Origin of the sequence: uncultured Thiodictyon sp., from assembly GCF_903828115.1 — a bacterium.
Taxonomy (GTDB): domain Bacteria; phylum Pseudomonadota; class Gammaproteobacteria; order Chromatiales; family Chromatiaceae; genus Thiodictyon.
Genome location: NZ_CAIKKU010000279.1, coordinates 1 through 19,265 on the forward strand (window position 1 = coordinate 1; position 19,265 = coordinate 19,265).

The 19,265-nt window shown below is 70.3% G+C and carries 15 protein-coding genes; 12 read left to right on the plus strand and 3 right to left on the minus strand.

Annotated features, from left to right (window positions below):
- The first annotated feature begins 98 nt into the window (after positions 1-98).
- From QZY48_RS10350 to QZY48_RS10365, 4 genes are all read left to right on the plus strand, one after another.
- On the plus strand, positions 99-983 hold the full coding sequence (locus QZY48_RS10350; RefSeq protein WP_295430743.1) for a phosphoribosylaminoimidazolesuccinocarboxamide synthase: 885 nt from the start codon (positions 99-101) through the stop codon (positions 981-983).
- 6 nt (positions 984-989) lie between these two features.
- Positions 990-1,850: a transglutaminase family protein gene (locus QZY48_RS10355; RefSeq protein ID WP_295430744.1), complete on the plus strand. Its 861-nt coding sequence runs from the start codon at positions 990-992 to the stop codon at positions 1,848-1,850.
- 126 nt (positions 1,851-1,976) lie between these two features.
- The gene (locus QZY48_RS10360; protein ID WP_295430745.1) at positions 1,977-3,533 is read left to right on the plus strand and encodes an alpha/beta hydrolase; all 1,557 of its coding nucleotides are present in this window, start codon (positions 1,977-1,979) and stop codon (positions 3,531-3,533) included.
- Between the two features lie 652 nt (positions 3,534-4,185).
- Positions 4,186-7,293: a caspase family protein gene (locus QZY48_RS10365; RefSeq protein WP_295430746.1), complete on the plus strand. Its 3,108-nt coding sequence runs from the start codon at positions 4,186-4,188 to the stop codon at positions 7,291-7,293.
- Between the two features lie 521 nt (positions 7,294-7,814).
- Here the strand turns inward: QZY48_RS10365 and QZY48_RS10370 are convergent.
- Positions 7,815-10,217, minus strand: a complete 2,403-nt coding sequence (locus tag QZY48_RS10370) for a DNA internalization-related competence protein ComEC/Rec2 (protein ID WP_295430759.1) — start codon at positions 10,215-10,217, stop codon at positions 7,815-7,817.
- Positions 10,218-10,693: 476 nt separating this feature from the next.
- On the opposite strand from QZY48_RS10370, the gene QZY48_RS10375 reads away from it, so the two are divergent.
- A complete protein-coding gene (locus tag QZY48_RS10375) occupies positions 10,694-11,278 on the plus strand; it encodes a DUF2062 domain-containing protein (protein ID WP_295430747.1) in 585 nt (194 codons plus the stop codon).
- Here QZY48_RS10375 and QZY48_RS10380 read toward each other — a convergent pair.
- On the minus strand, positions 11,209-11,961 hold the full coding sequence (locus QZY48_RS10380) for an ATP-binding cassette domain-containing protein (protein WP_295430748.1): 753 nt from the start codon (positions 11,959-11,961) through the stop codon (positions 11,209-11,211). The genes QZY48_RS10375 and QZY48_RS10380 overlap by 70 nt on opposite strands.
- Positions 11,954-13,204: a lipoprotein-releasing ABC transporter permease subunit gene (locus QZY48_RS10385; RefSeq protein WP_295430761.1), complete on the minus strand. Its 1,251-nt coding sequence runs from the start codon at positions 13,202-13,204 to the stop codon at positions 11,954-11,956. Before QZY48_RS10385 ends, QZY48_RS10380 begins: the two co-directional genes overlap by 8 nt.
- Positions 13,205-13,315: 111 nt before the next feature.
- Here QZY48_RS10385 and QZY48_RS10390 point away from each other — a divergent pair, with 111 nt between their 5' ends.
- The 7 genes from QZY48_RS10390 (at position 13,316) to QZY48_RS10420 (ending at position 19,058) form a co-directional block, all read left to right on the plus strand.
- Positions 13,316-13,840 (plus strand): hypothetical protein, encoded by a 525-nt coding sequence (locus tag QZY48_RS10390; protein WP_295430749.1) that lies wholly within the window; start codon positions 13,316-13,318, stop codon positions 13,838-13,840.
- A 122-nt stretch (positions 13,841-13,962) separates the two neighbouring features.
- Positions 13,963-14,322 (plus strand): dihydroneopterin aldolase, encoded by a 360-nt coding sequence (folB, locus tag QZY48_RS10395; protein ID WP_295430750.1) that lies wholly within the window; start codon positions 13,963-13,965, stop codon positions 14,320-14,322.
- On the plus strand, positions 14,319-15,041 hold the full coding sequence (locus tag QZY48_RS10400) for an SDR family oxidoreductase (protein WP_295430751.1): 723 nt from the start codon (positions 14,319-14,321) through the stop codon (positions 15,039-15,041). The genes folB and QZY48_RS10400 overlap by 4 nt, the downstream gene beginning before the upstream one ends.
- Positions 15,042-15,045: 4 nt before the next feature.
- A complete protein-coding gene (locus tag QZY48_RS10405; protein ID WP_295430752.1) occupies positions 15,046-16,209 on the plus strand; it encodes a phosphatidylserine/phosphatidylglycerophosphate/cardiolipin synthase family protein in 1,164 nt (387 codons plus the stop codon).
- A 4-nt stretch (positions 16,210-16,213) separates the two neighbouring features.
- Entirely contained in the window at positions 16,214-16,795 is a 582-nt protein-coding gene (locus QZY48_RS10410; RefSeq protein WP_295430753.1) for a hypothetical protein, read from the plus strand.
- Positions 16,796-16,935: 140 nt separating this feature from the next.
- Positions 16,936-17,106, plus strand: a complete 171-nt coding sequence (locus tag QZY48_RS10415) for a hypothetical protein (RefSeq protein ID WP_295430755.1) — start codon at positions 16,936-16,938, stop codon at positions 17,104-17,106.
- 107 nt (positions 17,107-17,213) lie between these two features.
- Entirely contained in the window at positions 17,214-19,058 is a 1,845-nt protein-coding gene (locus QZY48_RS10420) for a hypothetical protein (RefSeq protein ID WP_295430757.1), read from the plus strand.
- Positions 19,059-19,265 lie beyond the last annotated feature (207 nt).

A 19,265-nucleotide genomic window follows, 5' to 3' on the forward strand; every position in this document is an offset into this window, starting at 1 on the left:
ATCCACCGTGGAATGGAAACACAGGTCCTGATGCCGGGGCGTCCCGCGGTACCCCGGGAGCCGATATACTGTCAGCCCACTCGACCGGGGAGCAAGCCATGTCCGCACTCTTTGAATCCAACCTCCGGGGCCTGCCCCTGCTCGGCCGCGGCAAGGTCCGGGACCTCTATGCCGTCGGCCCCGACCACCTGCTGGTGGTGACGACCGACCGGCTGTCCGCCTTCGACGTGGTGCTGCCCCAGCCGATCCCCGGCAAGGGCGAGGTCCTGACCCGCGTCTCCAATTTCTGGTTCGCCCGCACCGCCGCCCTGATCCCCAATCAGTTGAGCGGCATCCCGGTCTCCCAAGTCGTCACCGACCCCGACGAACTGGCCCAACTCGGCGAGCGCGGCCTGGTGGTGCGCCGGCTCGCGCCGCTGCCGGTGGAGGCCATCGTGCGCGGCTACCTGATCGGTTCCGGCTGGAAGGACTATCAGGGCAGCGGCACCGTCTGCGGCATCGCCCTGCCGGCCAGGCTGCGCCAGGCGGACCCGCTCCCCAGGCCCATCTTCACCCCCTCCACCAAGGCGGCGGCCGGCACCCACGACGAAAACGTGGATTTTGCCCACATCATCGGCCTCTTAGGCGCCGAACTGGCGGCCCAGGTGCGGGATGCGAGCCTGCGCATCTACGAGGAGAGTGCCGCCTTCGCCCTGCGGCGCGGCATCATCATCGCCGACACCAAGTTCGAGTTCGGCCTGGACCAGGACGGGCGCCTGCACCTGATCGACGAGGTGTTGACCCCGGACTCCTCACGCTTCTGGCCGGCGGACCAATATCTCCCCGGAAGCAGCCCGCCGAGCTTCGACAAACAGTTCGTGCGCGACTATCTGGAGACGCTCGACTGGGACAAGACCGCCCCCGGCCCCGAACTGCCGCCGGACATCATCGCGCGCACCGCCGCCAAGTACCGGGAGGCGGAGGAGCGGCTGACCGGCGCCTGACGCACATTGCGTATCGAGATCGAGCACGAGACGACCTACGAGTACAGCGAGCCGGTACGGCTCGGCCCCCAGACGGTGCGGCTGCGGCCCCGCCCCGGCGCGGCCCTGCGGGAACTGGACTTCGCCCTCAATGTCGACCCGACGCCAACGCTCCGGCTGGAGTGTCTGGACGTGATGGGCAATCGGGTCGTGCGGCTGCGCTTCGCGGGCGAGACCAGGCACCTGCGTCTGGCCATCCGGCTCGCGGTAGAGACCGGCGCGCCCGCGGACTATATGCCGTTCCTGGAGCCCGGGCAGGCGCGGCTGCCCCCCGACTACCCGGCGACGGACGCCGCTGCGCTCGCCCCCTATCTGGCCGGACCGCCCGCCGAGCCCGCCGTAGCGGACCTGGCCGGGCGGCTCCAGGGTCAGGCGGGCGCCGATCCGCTGGTCTACCTGGAGCGCTTGAACCGCTGGATCTACGAGCGCATTACCCCCGAGATCCGCCCCACCGGCGCCCCCCGGACCCCGGCCGAGACCCTGGCCCGGGGCCGCGGCGCCTGCCGCGACCAGACCGTGCTGTTCGTCGCCCTGTGCCGTGCCGCGGGGCTCGCCGCCCGCTTCGTGAGCGGCTACCAGGACCGCTCGGCCATGGAGACCGACCGGCGCTATCTGCACGCCTGGCCGGAGGTCTATCTGCCCGGGGCGGGCTGGTACGGCTACGATCCGACCCGCGGGATGGTGGTGTCGAACGGGCATGTCGCACTCGCCGCGGCACTCGATCCGGCGGGGACCCTGCCGCTCGAAGGAAGCTATTTCGGGGGCGCGGCCTCGCGGGTGGGATTTGCGCTGACGATTTGCGCCCACGAAACGGCGGCGACCGGATGAGCGGTGTCATTTTCAGGTATCGTCTGAAGTGGGTGACTGGTTGAGCGACCCCGTGAGGTGCCTCCAGCCCCCGCCAAGCCTTCCCCGAATCACGATGAACGAGCCAGCAGGAATCCGGAGACCAAGATGCGCGCCGCCATCCTGATCGCACTCATCGGCCTGTTCAACTCCCTGGCGGCTGCCGCCGATCCGCCCCCACCCGCAGCGCCCAGCGACTGGCAGGACGCCATCCAACAACTGCGCGGGGAGCGCGAACAGGCGCAGACCTGCCTCAGTCAACTGCGCCGACACGGCGATGCCTATCGCATCGACCAGGGCGAGCAGTTCTACGCCGTCGCCAAGGCGCACATGGACCAGGCCAACCGCGGCTTGCAGGACGCCCTGGCGGGCAAGCCCGCCCGGGACGACAGCGCCGCGCTGGAGGCGCAGATCGATCAGGCCATTGAGGGACGCCTCAAGCTCTGCCGCCTGCTGGACGCGATTGTGCCGGATGCGAACGGCGAGAAAGGCCTCTCGGTCGTGGTGCTGGAACAAAGCGCCAAGGCGGCCAAGGCCGCCGCCCGGGCGCTGCTCGCCCAAGGCACGGCCGAGCCGCTGGTGCGCAAGACGATCGAGACCCAGCTCGAGGCCGCGCAGTGGTCCAAGGCGGCGCAGCTCCCGGCGGCCCCCGAAGATCCCAACACCGGGCCCGCCGACGCGCTCCTCTATCCGGTCTGGTTCGGCACCAACCGCCGACCCGATCCCGACCGCCCCGGCCACTTCACCAACACCCGCTTCGAGCGGACCACCTACGGGCGCGCCGAGGTCGCGATCCCCCAGGCGCACCGCTTCGGGGAGACCGGCACGTCGTTCGCCAAACGCCTGCAGCGCTTGGACCTGCGCGACGACCGCCTGCGCGTGCAACAGGTGAGTCTCCAAGACCAGGCCGCCTGGGTCGCGGACCTGCAACAGACCCAGGCCGCGGCGCGGCGGGACGGCGGGCCATCCCAGGCCCTGGTCTTCCTGCACGGCTACAATGTCGGCTTCGAGGACGCCGCCATCCAGGCCGCCCAGATCGGCTTCGACCTCAAGGTCCCCGGCGCCACCGCCTTCTTCAGTTGGCCGTCCAAGGGCGCGCTGCTGGACTATCCCGCCGACGCGGCCAGCATTGAGGCCAGCGAAGCGGCCATCGCCGCGTTTCTGGTGACCTTTTGCAGCCAGGTCAAGGCCGACCAGGTCCACCTGGTGGCCCACAGCATGGGCAATCGCGGACTGCTGCGGGCGCTTCAGCGCATCGCCGCCGACGTCGAGACCCGCGGCCAGGTCCGGCTCGGGCAGGTCTTCCTGGCCGCCCCGGACCTGGACCGGGACCTGTTCCTGGGGCTGGCCCGGCTCTATCCGCAGTTCGCACAGCGCACCACCCTCTATGCCTCCGACGGCGACTTGGCCTTGCTGTCCTCCCGCCTGCTGCACGCCGCCCCGCGGGCGGGCTATTTCAAGCCCTACACGGTCGCCCCCGGTATCGACACCGTCGCCGTGCCCGACTTCAACATGGACCTGCTCGGCCACGCCTATTACGCCCAGGCCGAGGCACTGCTCGGCGACCTCCGCGACCTCATGCTGCACAACGAGTCGCCCGACCGGCGCCCGCGGCTCGAGCCCGCGAGCGAGGACGGCCAGCGCTTCTGGCGGATGCGGCGGTAGGCGTAGGATGGGTAGAGCGAAGCGAAACCCATCGATGCGCGGCGGTGACTTGCGCCGCGTCGGTTCGGGCCGGACCCGGAAGGTCTCACGCCAAGGCGCCAAGGCGCCAAGACGCCCAGAAAAAATTTGCGCCCGATCAAGCCCCGAAGGGGCGTGACATACCAGCCCAGGGCAACGCCCTGGGTATGAGGTATAACAGCGCGCAGCCCTGAAAGGGCGTGACATAAAGAGCCCCGCCGTTATGTCACGCCCTTTCAGGGCCAGGTCGATTAATACACGCTGCCCCAGGGCGTTGCCCTGGGCTGGTATGTTCGAGCCCGTTGGGGTCGGCAGGCAACGTAAGGCGGAACCGGGTACCAGCCTGTAGGTCGGGTTACGAAGCGTAACCCGACATCCGGCGGTGGCTTCCGCCGCGTCGGTTCGGGCCGGAAGGTCTCACGCCAAGGCGCCAAGACGCCAAGAAAATACAACGGGGCTTACGCAAGATACCGAGCACCGGCCGGCTGAGTCACCCACTGTCGATACGGCGCAGAAAAACCTTGGCGAGCTTGGCGCCTTGGCGTGAGAATCGCCCTTTCCAGGATCAATGCCCGATTGTTGGGCCTCCTGCGTCGGCCCAACCGACGAGGCGGACCGGACCGGAGGACGACCCATGACGACAGCACAACAGTCCCAGATCGACGCCTCTCGCCCTGCGCCCCGGCGGCGCGCCAAGGACCGGGCAGGCCGGTGGCGGACGGCGCGGCGCCTGGCCGCGATCGGCCTGCTCGCCTGGGTGTCCGTGACCGCACCGCTCTGCGCAGCCGAGGAAAAGCCGGGCGAGCCGACGAAGGCCGCGGCGACGGCCACCGCCCCCGCCGTTTCCGATCGGGACTTGATGGAAGCCGCGTGGAAATTGCGCCAAGGGCAGCCCAAGCTGTTCGGCGACGCCGCCGGGGTACTGGTGCTGGAGAGCCTGCCGGACAGCCAGGCGCAGGCGGTCGGCTTGCGTCCCGGCGACATCCTGCTGCGCTATGCCGGCCAGCCGCTCGATGGGCCGGACGGGCTGATCGCGGCGGCCGGACAGTCGCAGACGGACAGTCCGGTGGCGCTCGAGCTGCTGCGCGAAGGCCGCCCGCTGCGGGTCGCGCTGAAGGCCGGGCGCATCGGGGTGCGGATCGCGGCGGTGTCCGAGCCGCCCGCGCCCGACCCCGCCGCCCAGTCCGATCGGGCCGGGCTCTATGACCAACCGGTGCTGGCGCTCGATCCGGGGATGCACACGGCGATGATCAATCGCGCCGACACGGACCGGGCCGGACGGCTGGCGGCGACCGGCTCGGACGACAAGACGGTGCGGCTCTGGGCGCTGGACGGCGATCTGTCCGAGCCGCTGGCGACCTGGCGCATGCCGGCCGGACCCGGCGATGTGGGCAAGATCGATGCGGTGGCCATGGCGCCCGCGGGCGATCTCGTTGCGGCGGGCGGGTGGGCGCGCTGGACCGAGGGCGATCCCCAGGAACAGATCTATCTGCTCGACCGCGACGGCCGACTCGTCCAGCGCATCGGCGGTCTGCCCAACACGGTCTTGCATCTCGCCTTCTCCCCGGACGGCCGCTGGCTGGCGGCCGGGCTCGGCGGTCGCGAGGGGATTCGGATCTACGACCGCGAGTCGGGCTGGACCGAGACAGCGCGCGACACCGACTACGGCGGCGCGGTCTATGGACTCGACTTTGCCCCGGACGGCCGGCTGGCGACGACCAGCCTCGATGGCCAGGTGCGGCTCTACGATGCGCGCTTGCGGCGCATCGCGCGGCAAGGCCTGGGCGCGGGCGAGCGACCCGCTCACATCGCCTTCCGCCCGGACGGCGACCGGCTGGCGGTCGGCTTCGCGGACAAACCCGCGGTCCTGCTGCTGGACGGTCGGACGCTCGCACCGCTCGCGCGCCAGCCCGACCTGGCCGGCATCGACAATGGCAATCTCGGCGCCGTCGCCTGGTCGCGCGACGGCGCCACACTGTACGCGGCGGGGGGCTACCAAGCGGACGGCCGAAGCCCCGTACTCGCCTGGCCCGACGCCGGGACCGGTGCGCGGCGCACGCGGGATCCCGGTCCTTTGAACGCCGTGATGTCGCTCAAGTCACTGGCGGACGGCGCCCTGCTGGTCGCGGCGGGCGATCCCTATCTCGCCGTACAGGGTGCCGGGCGAACGGTGCGTGCCTCCCCGGGCTTCGACCCGCGCGGTCAGCGCCATAACCTCGCGGTCTCCGCCGACGGACTGCAAGTCGATTTCGGCTTCGAAGAGTGGGGCAGCTCGGACCGCCATCGCTTCGACCTCGCCGCGCTGACCGATCCCGCCCGCCCGGCACTGGCCCGGCTCGCGGCACCGGACGGGCGCACGGGCGAACCGCGCCAGACCGGACTGCCGATCGCCGATTGGGTGAACAACCCGCGCCCCACCCTGGCCGACACCCCGCTGCCGCTCGAGCCCTACGAGACGGCCCGCAGCCTGGCGATCCACCCGGACGGCCAGCGTTTCATACTCGGCACCGAGTGGTGGCTGCGCGCCTTCGACTCCGCCGGCAAGCCATTGTGGCGCCGCGCGGTGCCCGGTGCCGTCTGGGCGGTCAATATCGCCGGCGACGGCCGGCTGGCGGTGGCTGCCTACGCCGACGGCACCATCCGCTGGCAGCGCATGGACGACGGCCGGGAGCTGCTGGCCTTCTACCCGATGACCGACAAAAAGAACTGGGTCGCCTGGACCCCGGAGGGCTTCTACGGCGCCACCCCCGGCGCCCACGGGGTGCTCAAGTGGCACGTCAACCGCGGCTGGGACCAGTTGGCGGACGCCTATCCGGTCTCCCAGTTCCGCTATTTGCGCCGGCCGGACGCCCTGCGACTGGTGCTGCAGGAAGGCGAGACCGCCCGCGCACTGGGGCTGGCCGACATGACGCGGGCGAGACAAGAGGTCCAGCGCATCACCAAGGCCGCCGTGCCCCCGGGCGCGCGCCTGTATCTCGTGGGTGTCGGCGTCGGCGACTATGGCGAGAACGCCAGCCAACTGCGCCTGAAATACGCCGCCAAGGACGTGACGGATGTGGCCAGCGCCTTGCTGAACACCCAGTCCGGCCTCTATGCCGAGGTCAAGCCGCAGGTCCTGACCAACGTGGACGCGACCCGGGCCAAGCTGCTGGCCGCACTCGACACCGTCGCCGAGCAGATGGCCAAAAGCCCCACCGGCGGGGATCTCGCGGTGTTTCACTTCTCCGGCCACGGCGCCCTGCTGGGGCCCGAGGGCAAAGAGCAATACTATCTGCTGCCCCATGAGGTGGATGCGCGCACGAAACAGCAGATCCGCAACACCGCCATCTCCATCGGCGAGCTGCGCAGCCGACTCGAGGAGCTGGGCCGGCACGGGCGGGTCCTGGCGCTGCTGGACGCCTGCCACTCCGGCGCGGCGACGCTCGCCGACGGCGCGCTGGCGGTGGACGGCGGCGCACTACGCGGCGCACTTGCCGGGCTGCCCAACGTCACCGTACTCACCTCGTCCAGCTCCGCGGCACCGTCGGTCGAGCGCGACGACTGGCAGAACGGCGCCTTCACCGAGGTGCTGCTGCGGGCGCTGGGCAAGGACGCCGACGCCGACCAGAACGGCCTGATCTCCATGACCGAGCTGACCGGGTTCTTGAGCGAGCAACTGCCGCGCCTGACCGTCGGCGCCCAGCCGCAGCAGCCCGGCATGGAGGTCCGCTTCCAGAGCGAGGTCTTCGTCAGCGATCTTTAGGGATGGCGGGCGCAATCCTGGCGGATCGGCGTATGGTCGGAATCGGTCGCGCATCGGGGGAGGATCGCGGAAGCCCGCCCTGCTTGCCCGCGTTCCCAAGCCCCCGGCAGCCCGCCGGCCCCGGGAAACCGGGGACAGCTCACCGTTCTCGCGCTTGGATATCTCGGGAACCGCCACCGGCTGAAGCCTCGACCTCCGGTTGCGGACGGACCGCCACTGGCCGGAAAGCAGCTTGCGCAAGGCCAGTTGCCCGCGCAAGCGCAGCCGGGTCTCCTTGGACGCGAGCGGGTCGGTGCGCAATGCCTGGATCATGAGTTCCGCCAGTAGGGTCTTATCGTCCTGGGCAAGCAGGTCCAGATCCCGGCCCGCCGCGCCCAGCGCTTCGGACAGGCCGAGCAACTCCCGCACGAACGCGGTGGTGGCGCGGGCGAACAGGGCCGCGGCGCAACGCATTCAGCCGCGCCCGCGCAAGGTGCGCACGGCGCGTCCGACACCAGTGGTCCGAACCTATGCGCCTGGTGCTAGTCGTCGGCTTGGTCGGCACCCCCGGCGTCGACCTGAGTCCAGACCCGCCGCGAGCGCTCCCGCCAGGCACGCGGCCCCGTCACGGACCCGTCCGCGCCGAACCGCACCTCGATGGCGCCGCTGACCCCGGTGTCGAGCGCCGGGGTACCGCGCGCCGCCACCCGCTCGCGCACCTCCCGGGATGGAAAGCCGAAGTGGTTGGCATAGCCCGAGGCATACAGCACCCAGCGCGGCGCCACCGCGTCCAGGAAGGCGGCGCCGGTGGAGGTCGGGCTGCCGTGGTGACCGGCCACCAGGACCTCGCTTGCCAACCCCGGCCCCAGGCGTTGCACCAGGTCCGACTCCGGGCGCTGCCCCAGGTCGCCGGTGAGGAGGACCGAGCGCCCGCCGGTCTCGACCCGCAGCACACAGGAGGCGTCGTTGCCCCGCGGCGCGGCGGACCCATCCGGCGGTACCGCGGGATACAGGATGGCGAAGTGCACCCCGGACCAGATCCAGCCATCCCCGGCCCGGCAGGGCTGGGCCGCCGCAAGGCCCAGGGCCGCGGGCTCGCCGCTAAAGACCCGTCCCACCGGCAGGTGCTCCAGCAGGGCCGCCGCACCGCCGGCGTGGTCGCGATCGGCGTGGCTGACCATCAGCACGTCCACCCGCGTCACCCCGGCCGCCGTCAGGAAGGGCGCGACGACGGCGGCCCCGGCCGTGAAGCCGCTGTCGAACGCGGGGCCGGTGTCGAAGACCAGGGTACCGTCCCGCGTCCGCAGCACGGCCGACAACCCCTGCCCCACGTCCAGCAGCGTCAACCAGAGCTCGCCCGGCCCCGGTGTCGGCGGGCGCACCAGGACGAGCGGCAGGAGCAGCGGCAGGCCCAGCCAGCGCCCCGGCAGCCCCCGCGGGGCCAGGAGCAGACCCACCCCCAGGAAGGCGAAGGGCCAGACCCAGGGGGGACCCAGCGGCAGGGCGACGACCGCCCAGGGGAAGGCGGCGATCCAGGCCAGGGCGGCGAGGCACCAGTTGAGCAGCTGCGCGGTGAGCACCAGGGGCAGGGTCAGACCCGGCACCAGGCTGAGCAGCGCGCTCCCCAGGACCAAGGGAAACAGGATCAGGGTAAAGAGCGGCTCGGCGACCAGGTTCACCAGCGGCGAGATGGCCGACACCCGCCCGAACAGCAGCAGCAGGAGCGGCAGCAGCCCCACCGCCACCGCCCATTGGGCCCGGCCCCAGCGGCTCCAGAGGTCGCGCCGCGGCAGCCGCTGCCCCAGGTTGAACAGCAGCACAGCGACCGCGGCAAAGGACAGCCAGAACCCGAAGGACAGGGCGGCGCGGGGGTCCCACAGCAGGACCCCGGTCAGGGCCAGGATCAGCGCGTGCCAATGGCGCGGGGTGCGCTCCCACACCAGCACCGCAAACAGCACCGCGGCCATGATCAGGGCGCGCTGGGTCGACACCGAGAAGCCGGCCAGGGCGGCATAGGCGAAGGCCGCGCCGAAGGCCCCGAGCGCCGCCGCGCGCGGGGCCGCCAGGGTCAGGGCGCAGGACGGACAGCGCGACCAGAGGGCGCGGATCAGAAAGAAGGCGACGGCGGCGATCAGACCCAGGTTCAGCCCGGAGATCGCCACCAGGTGGCTGGTGCCGGTCCGCGTCATGGCCTCCCAGTCGGCCCGCTCGAACCCGGACTGATCCCCGGTCACCAGGGCCTGCACCAGCGGCAGGGAGCGCACCGGGCCCAGCACCGCGGCCAGGTGCTCGTTGAAATTCTGGCGCAGGCGCATCAGCCGATAGGGGCCTGGTCCGGGATCGAGCCGCTGGGCGCCCGCCCCCCGGCGGACCGTGCCGGTGGCCTTGATGCCCTGCTCGAAGAGCCAACGCTCATAGTCGAAGCCGCCCGGATTGCTGAGCCCGTGGCGCGGTTTGAGCCGCACCGGCAGGCGCCAGCGCTCACCGGCGCGCAGCCGCGGGGCCTCCTCGTACCAATTGAGCCGCACCAGGCCGGTAAACGGCAGGGGCCCGCCGTCCGCCGTGTCGACTTGCTCGACCTCGAACAGGAAGCGGCGTGCCTGACCCAGGTCAGCAGGCAGCGAGGCGATGCGCCCCACGAGTGTCAGCGGCGCCCGTGCCAGGCGCTCCGGGAAGGGGTTGGCGAGTTGGACCGCGGTGTGGACCTGGGCATAGAGGACGCCGACCAGGAAGGCCGCAACCGGGCGGCAGAGCCAGGGCCGCCGGAACATCGCCAGGGTGGCCGCCAGGACCACATAGACCCCCGTCGTCCAGGTTGGCGGCAACTGCGGCACCAGATAGAAGCAGGCGACCCCGAGCGCGAAGGCCAGACCCAGGGGCGCGAGCCCGGACCCGGCCGGCACCCCTGAAGATGGCCCTGCGGACAGGGCATTCGCCTGCTCCATCACCGGATGACCACCTCTGGAGGACGTTCTCACGGACCGGGCGTCGTTGTCGTTGTCGTTGTCGTTGTCGTTGTCGTTGTCGTTGTCGTTGTCGTAATCGTGGTCGGATGATTCGATTTCGACCACGACAACTACAACGACAGCGTACCCGGAATCTCGGCCACCACATCAGTTCTGATCGCACCCGACGACCAAGGTATCGCCCGGGTGCGTTCACTCCGCGAGGCGATTGCGGCCGGGGCCTGAGCTGTGAAAATCGCCGGGGCGGCGGTCGGAACCGCGTATCATCTCACGTTCCAGAGGGGCCCATCCCCAACAAGCGACAGGAGCCGCCGCCACCGACCGAGCAAGCCAGACGCTTGAGGCCGCGCGTCCGGACCCCGCCCCGGGAATCAGCGACGACCCCACCCCGTTACCGCGCCGCCCCCCGTCGGCTGCCCTCCCGCTCAACCCTAGAAGCCCCCCAGGATAGCGACGTGAAGAAACTGCTCAAGCGGATCATGCCCGATCCCAGGACTATCCTGGAGAGTCGCCACCTGTCCGTCTTCGGCAAACGCATCCACGACGCGAACCTCTGGCACCTGAACCGCCGCTCCGCCTCCGGCGCCGTCGCCGTCGGGTTTTTCGTCGCCTATATGCCGCCGTTCGCCCACATGCTGGTGGCGGCGGCCCTGGCCATCGCGCTGCGCGTCAACCTGCCGGTCACCGTCGCGGCGGTGTGGCTCAACAACCCGCTGACGCTCGCGCCCATCTCCTATTCGGCCTATGCGGTGGGGTCCTTGGTGATGGGGGTGCGCCCCAAGGGCTTCGACCTGGACTTCTGGATCGACCCGCACAACTGGCTCGGGGTACTGACGCCGTTCCTGATCGGCAGCCTGGTGTGTGCGCTGCTGTGCGCCGCGTTGGGCTATTTCGGCGTCCAGGCCCTCTGGCGCTGGACCCTGCGGCGCGAGATCGCCCGGCGGCGGCAGCGGTATCAGCAGATGCGCGCTCAGGCGCTGGCCGCCGCCCTGGTGTCGGCACCGGTCGTCAGCACCCCGTCGTCCAGCCGCCAGACCTGATCCATGCGCGCCGCCAGCGTCGGGTCATGGGTCACGATGACGAGCGCAGTGCCGAAGTCCGCGTTCAGCTCCAGCATCAGCTCGTAGACTTGGCCAGCCGTGTGCCGATCCAGATTGCCCGTGGGCTCGTCCGCCAGCAGGCAGGCGGGACGGGTCACCAGGGCGCGGGCGATGGCCGCGCGCTGGCGCTCGCCGCCCGAGAGTTCCGACGGCTTGTGGGTGCCGCGGTGCCCCAGGCCCACCCGCACCAGGATCGCCTCCGCCTTGATCCGCGCCTGCGCCGCCGAGTCACCGCCGATCAGCAGCGGCATCGCCACGTTCTCGATCGCCGTGAACTCGGCGAGCAGGTGGTGGAACTGGTAGACGAAGCCCAGATGGCGGTTGCGCAGCCGGCCGCGGCGCACCTCCGAGAGTTTGCCGACATCCTCGCCCAGCCACGCGACCAGCCCCGTGGTCGGCCGCTCCAGCCCCCCGATGCAGTGCAGCAGCGTACTCTTACCCGAGCCCGAGGCACCGATGATGGCGATCCGCGCCCCGGCCGCCACCGCCAGGTCCACCCCGCGCAGCACCTCCACCGCCTGCGGTCCCTGGCTGAAGACCTTGCCCAGACCAGCGGCGGCCAGCACCGGCGCGGCCGTAACGGGCGCGCTGTGGTCGTCCCCCGGTGCCGCGGTGCTACTCATAGCGCAGCGCCTCCGCGGGCTGGGTGTTGGCGGCGCGCCAGGCCGGATAGAGGGTGGCGACGATCGACATCAGGAAGGCTGAACCGGCGATCACCGCCACGTCCTGCCAGTGGACATCGGACGGCAGTTCACTGATGTAATAGATGCTCGGGTCCAGGAAGCGGACACCGAACAGGGTCTCGATGCCGCCGATGATGGGCTCCAGGTTGAGGGCCAGGAGCACCCCCGTGACCACCCCGAGCAGGGTTCCGATCAGCCCGATGGCGGTGCCCTGGACGATGAAGATACCCATGACGCTGAGCGGCGAGGCCCCCAGGGTACGCAGCACGGCAATGTCGGCGCGCTTGTCCGTGACCGCCATCACCAGGGCCGAGACGATGTTGAAGGCGGCCACCGCCACGATCAGCGACAGGATGACGCTCATCATCCGCTTCTCGATCGCCAGGGCGCGGAAGAAGTTGGCGTGGACCTGGGTCCAGTCGACCAGCCGGTAGATGCCGCCCAAGTCGTAGGCGATCTCGCGCGCCTGCCGGGGCGCCTCCCACATGTCGGTCAGCTTCAGGCGCACCCCGGACACCGCGTCCCCGAAGGCCATGAGCTTGGCGGCGTCGTCCATCTGGATGAAGGCGGCGCTACGGTCATAGTCCGCCATCCCGACCGAGAAGACGCCGCTCACGGTAAAGCGTTTGAGCCGGGGCATGACCCCCACCGGGGTGGCACTCACCTGGGGCGTGACCACGGTCACCTTGTCCCCCGGCACCACGCCCAGGAACTGCGCCAGGTCCCGCCCCAGGACGATGTTGAAATCCCCGGCCTTCAGATCATCCACCGAGCCGTGCACCATATCCCGGCGCAGTTCCGCCACCTGGTCCTCCTGCACCGGCACGATGCCCCGCACCAGGGCGCCGCTGACGTTGGAGGGACCCACCAGCATCGCCTGGACCTCCACGAAGGGCGCGGCGCCCACCACGTCCGGATGGGCGCGGACCTTCTCCAGCACCTCGCGCCAGTCGGCCATGCCGCCGCCGTTGGGGTCGCTCAGGGTCGCGTGCGAGGCCATGGACAGGATCCGCTCGCGGATCTCCTGCTGGAACCCGTTCATCACCGACAGCACCACGATGAGCGCCATGATGCCCAGCATGATCCCCAACATGGAGATCAGCGAGATGAAGGAGATGAAGTGGTTGCGGCGCTTGGCGCGGGTGTAGCGCAGGCCGATGTAGAGCGGTATGGGATGAAACATGGCGCGCATTTTAACCACAACGGGCGTCGCGCCGTGCGGATTTTGCGTTGCCAAGCGATCGACTGCTGTTACTCTAGGCGCCTCATGCCCGCCACCTCCAGAGCAACCCCCTTGTCGCTCGACCCCTCCACCTTCGCCGCCTTGTCAAGCGCCGCCGCCGTGCGCGGCGTCGGCATCGTCCACCGCGGCGAGCAGTGGGAGGTCTGGGTCCGTGTCGGTCAGACCCTGGCCGAGTCCACGTCTCACCCGATCCACACCGCGCCGGGGGAACGGCACCACTGGTCGAGCATCGACGCGGCCTATGCCTTCGTACGCAATCAGGGGTACCGGGGCACCGTGGAGGTGGACGATGCCATCGCGGCTGCCGGTGATAGTGTCGGCGCGGCCCTCGCCGCCCCCCCTGCCCCCGAGCCCCTGCCGGCGCCTCGGCAGATCGTACCGGCCGTCTCAGGGCCGCCAACGCCCCAAGCCAGGGACAAGACGAGCACCCGCTCCCCCCTGACCCTGACCACGCCGCCGAAGAAGTCCACGACCACGCCCGCCAGGACCACCACGGGCCGCCCCCGGCCGCTCAGCGGTCCCCATCGCTCCACCCGCCCTGGTACCCGACCGGCGCCCAAGGACCCCCAAGGTTGAAATCCGTGCGATGAGGCTAACATCCTGGCCATACCGGGTTTCGGGCGGTAGAACTTCAATTCGGACGGCGTTCCCCCGCGCCGGTCCGCGAGCAGGTGTGGGGGGGCGCACAAGAGGCAACTATGATCGGCACGGCAGGCGTTCGCCAACTGCAGGTAGACTGCATCGTCGGCATCTATCCCCATGAGCGGGCCGCGGAACAGCCGGTGCTGCTCGACCTCGAGATCGACTACGACTTCGCGGCCGCCGCGGCCTCGGACAGCATCGGCGACGCGGCCGACTATGACCTGCTGGTGTCGTCGGTCACGCAACTCATCAAGGCGCGGCAGTTCCAGTTGATCGAAACCATGGCCGAAGAAACCGCGGCGCTGCTGTTGAGCCGGTTTGCGTCCGCGCAAGTAGTCCGGCTGGAGATTCGCAAGCCGACGGCGGTGCCGACCGCGCAGTACTCCTTCGTGCGGCTGGAGCGGCGGCGCGCATGAGCGAACGCCGGGTTGCGGTGGTCACGGGCGGCGCGCGGCGCCTGGGCCGCCATTTGTGCCTCACGCTGTCGACGCGGGGCTACGACATCGTCTGCCTCTATCGCGCCTCCGAACTGGATGCCCGGACCCTGGAGCAGGAGATTGCCGCCGTCGGGGGGCGTGCCCGCTGCCTGCGCACCGATGTCAGCCGGCGCACCGAGGTCGCCGCCGCCTTCGAGAACATCCGCGCCCAGGAAGGGCGGGTGGATCTCCTGGTGCACAACGTCGGCAACTACAACCCGCAGGACGTGACGCGGCTGGACCCGACGGTGTGGGACGACACTATCAGCGCCAACCTGTCCGGTGGCTATTACTGCTGCTATCACGCCCTCGGGCTGATGCCGGACGGCGGACAGATCATCAGCATCGGCACGGCCGGACTGGAGGGTATCCGCGCCAACCGCCGCGGGGCGGACTATTACGTCAGCAAGACGGGGCTCCTGGTGCTGACGCGCGCGCTGGCCGCCGGGTATGCCGACCGGAAGATTCGCGTGAACATGATTTCGCCCGGGCAACTCGAAAACTCAGTCGACCTGCCGGGCCCCGACGAGATTGGGCTGGAGGTGCCGCTGGCGCGCCCCGGCGCGCTGGACGACATCGCCCAGGCGCTGGTGTATCTGCTGGAGGCCGGGTATGTGACCGGCGTGAACCTCGACGTGGCGGGCGGCTACCGCCTGTAGCCGGATGCCGGCCGCCTCTTTCTTCCTGCCGCTCTGGGACCGCGCGGCAGAGTGGCACCGGCGCCTTGCGATGATTCGCGACGCGCGCCAGTTCATCTATCTCTCCACCTTCTATATCGAGTGGGATGCCTACGGACAGGCCCTGCTCGACGCGCTGGACGACGCGCAAGGCCGCGGCGTGCAGGTGAACCTGCTGGTGGACGGCTACGGCCAGACGCTCGGCGGCGTGCTGATGACGGCACCCCAGCGGCGCGAACTGGCGCGACGGCTCGCCGGCCTGCGGGCCGGCGGCGGCATCGTCACCTTCTACCGCCCGGGCGGCTTGGTGCAGCGCTCTATCGGCGGCGGCCAGCATGTGAAGATCCAGGTGGCCGATACGGGCGAGGCCATCTTCGGCAGCAGCAACATCACCCGCACGTCCTTCGAGGACTGGAACGAGTACTGCGTGGCGCTGCGGGGGCCGGTCGTGCGGACGCTGCTCGCCGGCTTTCCTGACCTCGGCGGCCCACTGCGGCAGGAGCACCTGGAGGCACTGGAGGCACTGGAGGCACTGGGCGGGGACCCGGCTGAGGCCGACCACCTGCTGGACTACTGGGTGTGCAACCCGAACCTGCTGCAGGGCCGGCTCGGCCCGTTGCGCTGGCGCGGCGAGAACGAGGTGACCGAGCGCATGATCGCCATGTGCGATGCGGCGCGCACCTCACTGGCGATCACCGCCTTCTACTTCAAGCCGGTCCCCCGCCTGATGGCGGCCGTACTGCGGGCGGCCGGACGGGGCGTGCGGGTCGAGGTCTTCCACTCACACCGCACGGCGCTGCCGGCGACGGCCCTGGCCTGGATCGCGGCGGCCGCCAACTACGGGCCCCTGCTCCGGGCCGGCGTGGTCATTCGCGAGAACCGGCGCGGCGAGCACTCGAAGATCGTGCTGGTGGACGAGGCCTGGGTGGCCTTCGGCAGCTACAACTTCGAGGACGCCGCCCACGACCGGCTGGCGGAGGCCATGCTCGCCAGCCGCGACCCGCGCGCGCTGATGCCTGCCCGTGCGATCCTTGATGAACTGCGCGGCGCCCCGGACAACGTCCTGGTGACGCCGGAGTCTTTCGCGGCGCTGCCGCTAGGCCTGCGCCTGCGCATCGCCGCCCTGGGTCCCTTCAAATGGTGGATGTAATGCGATGGATGTGATGGATGTAATGCGCTTCACCGAGATCGAGCACAAGTTCCTGGTGAGTGAGCAGTTTGATGTCGCGGCCTTCCGGGGCCTCGTCCAGGCACTCGATCCGCCCCCGCTGCGCCGCTTTACCCTGCGCGTGCTGGACCGCTATTTCCTGACCGAGCACGGCCGCGCGAACCGCTATGTGATTCGCCACCGCTACGATGCCGTGCTCCAGCACCTCACGGTCAAGGCCCTTGCGGCCGACCCCGAAGTGCGCACCGAGATCAATCTGGACTTGGGCCAGCACGCGGGTGACCAGTCGGCCGCGGTGGATGCCTTCGTACAGCAACTCGGCGCCACCTGGCGCGGCGACATCACCAAGGACATCGAGGTCTGGGAGTTCCCCCAGTGCGAGATCGTCCGCTACCAGGCACGCAGCGGCAACCGCTCGGTGCACTGCGTGGAGTTCGAGGCCGTGCACACCGCGAGCCTCGAGGAGGCCCTGGCGGTGTTGGAGCGGTTCGAGCGCGCCACCGGCTTTGCCGACGCCACCCGCACGCTGGAGTCGCTGGTCGATCTGCTCTTCCCGGACTTCCAGTAAGAGCGCGTCCGCCCTGTCTGCCAAGGCCCCGCATTCCCCCCGCTAAGCCGCCTTGGCCCTGGCCAGGGTGACTTGGATCTGAATCTCATCCCAAGTGCCTGCTGTTCCTGCCTGCCGATGGTCGCGAGCCACTCCATCACATGCCGCTGTTGCTGCCGATCGGCGCCGCCATCCCGGCGAGCCTGGCCTTCAGCGCCTGCCCCGCCTGGTATCTGTCGCCCGGCGCCCGCAACCGTCCGGGAGGCGGCTTGACGGTCGGGATCGTGCTGCCGACGCTCGCTCGCGGCCGACGACGCCTCGCCCCAAGGTGATCGCCGCGCCCCTTCACTCCCTGCGAAAGACGCAAAAATAACTCTCTATTGCTATTTGTTGCTCTATACTACTCTGCATAGACGTGGCGGGACTGACACTCGGGGGCATGAAAATGACGCTGGACGAGGCACGCAAACGGTTATTCGACACGGGATTTCTGCTCGGCGGCAGGCGTCGCCGCGCGGCGCTCAAGGTGCTGCTGGGGTCGCCCGGTCCGGAAGGGGTGCTGGCACTGGCCGCGGCCATCGGCCAGGGCCACCCGCACCCCAAGGAGATCCTGAACGGCCTGGGCCGGCTCGCCGCGCCCGCGGACGCCGCAAAGATCGAGGCCCTCTGGGACTATTTCTCGCGCACACCGAGTCCCGCCCTGGCCGGCGTGCTGAACAGGCTCGGCTGGCCGCCGGGGCGGGCGGTGCCGGCGAAGACGGCCCAGGACCTGCTTGCCCTCCCCGAGGAGAAGACCCCTCAGGAGATCCTGAACGCGGTCGCCACCTTAGCCCGCGCCCTGCCGGTGGGTGACGAGGCCGCGAATGACGCCATCTACGGCGCCTGGCTGCGTTCGGGGTCCAAAGCGTTCGATTGGCTGATCGCCGAGCCCGGTCGGCGGCCGGGAGCGCAAGGCGTAGTGACGCTCGCGGGGGTCCTGAGCAAGCCGGGACACCCGCGGGCCGCCGCATGCACCGCGATCATCCAAGGGCTCTCGCCGACCGCCGAGGCCGAGAAGATCGCGGCCCTGTGGGGCCATCTCGCGCGCGCACCGAGTCCCGCCCTGGCCGGCGTGCTGACCAAGCTCGGCTGGCCGCCGGGGCGGGCGGTGGAGACGAAGACCCGGCGCGAGGTGTTGGCCCTCGCCGTCGAAGACGCCGCCCCGGAGGTCCTGCAGGCGGTCGCCGCCTTTGCGCACATCCTGCCGGTGGACGATGAGGCCGCCAACGACGACATCTATGGTGCCTGGGTACGCTCCCAATCGGCCGCCCTTGAGAGTCTGATCGCCCAGCAGGGCCGCCAATCCGCCAGCCCCGCCCTGGAAGCCCTGCACGCCCTGGTCACCGGCCGGCTGGAGCGCTATGCGGCACTGAAGGACCAGGACGGCGCCTTGTTGGTGCAGGCCTTCGCCATGGCCCCCGAGCCCTTCCGTTCACGTCTGGCACAGGGCGTCGCTGCCAGCCCGGACCGGGGGATCAAGGAAGCCTACCGGCGTGCCCTGTCGAGCGGTGAGATCGACAAGGCGCAAAGCGTCGCGAACCTCAAGCTGGTCGGGGACGAGGACGGACTCTTCGAGCAGACCCGCCATCTGCGTCTGCTGGACGTGCTGGGGCTGTGCGAGCGCTGGGCCGCGGTCCCGGGCCGGCCCACGCATCCTGACCATCGCGCCGCCGTGGACAAAGCGGTGACCGAGTATCGTGGCCTGGGCGCATTCAAGGTCGAGCCCGGTCCCGAGTTGCCCGACGGCATGGTCGACATCTTCGACGTCTGGCGCGACGAAAAGCCCAGCGATGCCGACCTGCGTGCCGATCTGACCGCGGAAGACCCCTTCCGCAAGGCCCGCGCGCTCTATCTGGGCCAGGAGCGCAATCTGGTCGAGGCCCAGCGCCTGGCCGCCGCCGCCAAGAGCGAGCACTGGCCCGAGCGCCTCATCGCCCGCCTGCTCGACCCCGCCGCCCTGGCCGGTGCCCCGGAGGATCACGTCCTCTGGGTCAACGCCTGCGCCGGTGACGCCGGCCTGCTCGCGGCACCCATCGGCGGTACCCCGGAGGACTATGCCCGCCACAGCGCACGGTTCCAGCAGGCGAGCGGCCCCGCCGCCGCCCGCACCCGCGCCCTGCTGTCGATCCTGTGCACCTTCCAGGGCGTCTTCGTCGCGGGGGGGATCACGGTCGACGAGACCGGCGAGGCGACCGACCGCGGGGCGGTGGAGTTGGAGGATGCGGGGGAGGTGGAGTTCGAGTAGTGCCGTCTTCGCCCTCTCCCCCCGGCCCCCTCCCCCTCGGGGGGAGGGGGAGGAAGAGGCTCGGTGGGTGCGGAAGGGTGAGGTGGCGTTCGAGTAGCGCCGTCTTCGCCCTCTCCCCCCGGCCCCCTCCCCCTCGGGGGGAGGGGGAGGAAGAGGCTCGGTGGGTGCGGAAGGCTGGCGTTCAACTACAACCTTCTTACCCCTCCC

Bases quoted from the DNA above. Each gene is read 5' to 3' on its own strand.
- QZY48_RS10370 (WP_295430759.1), bottom strand. From the start codon at position 10,217: ATGGAGCAGGCGAATGCCCTGTCCGCAGGGCCATCTTCAGGGGTGCCG.
- QZY48_RS10415 (WP_295430755.1), top strand. From the start codon at position 16,936: ATGCCGCTGTTGCTGCCGATCGGCGCCGCCATCCCGGCGAGCCTGGCC.
- QZY48_RS10350 (WP_295430743.1), top strand. From the start codon at position 99: ATGTCCGCACTCTTTGAATCCAACCTCCGGGGCCTGCCCCTGCTCGGC.
- QZY48_RS10360 (WP_295430745.1), top strand. From the start codon at position 1,977: ATGCGCGCCGCCATCCTGATCGCACTCATCGGCCTGTTCAACTCCCTG.
- QZY48_RS10385 (WP_295430761.1), bottom strand. From the start codon at position 13,204: ATGTTTCATCCCATACCGCTCTACATCGGCCTGCGCTACACCCGCGCC.
- QZY48_RS10400 (WP_295430751.1), top strand. From the start codon at position 14,319: ATGAGCGAACGCCGGGTTGCGGTGGTCACGGGCGGCGCGCGGCGCCTG.
- QZY48_RS10380 (WP_295430748.1), bottom strand. From the start codon at position 11,961: ATGAGTAGCACCGCGGCACCGGGGGACGACCACAGCGCGCCCGTTACG.
- QZY48_RS10405 (WP_295430752.1), top strand. From the start codon at position 15,046: ATGCCGGCCGCCTCTTTCTTCCTGCCGCTCTGGGACCGCGCGGCAGAG.
- QZY48_RS10420 (WP_295430757.1), top strand. From the start codon at position 17,214: ATGAAAATGACGCTGGACGAGGCACGCAAACGGTTATTCGACACGGGA.
- QZY48_RS10410 (WP_295430753.1), top strand. From the start codon at position 16,214: ATGGATGTGATGGATGTAATGCGCTTCACCGAGATCGAGCACAAGTTC.
- folB (WP_295430750.1), top strand. From the start codon at position 13,963: ATGATCGGCACGGCAGGCGTTCGCCAACTGCAGGTAGACTGCATCGTC.
- QZY48_RS10365 (WP_295430746.1), top strand. From the start codon at position 4,186: ATGACGACAGCACAACAGTCCCAGATCGACGCCTCTCGCCCTGCGCCC.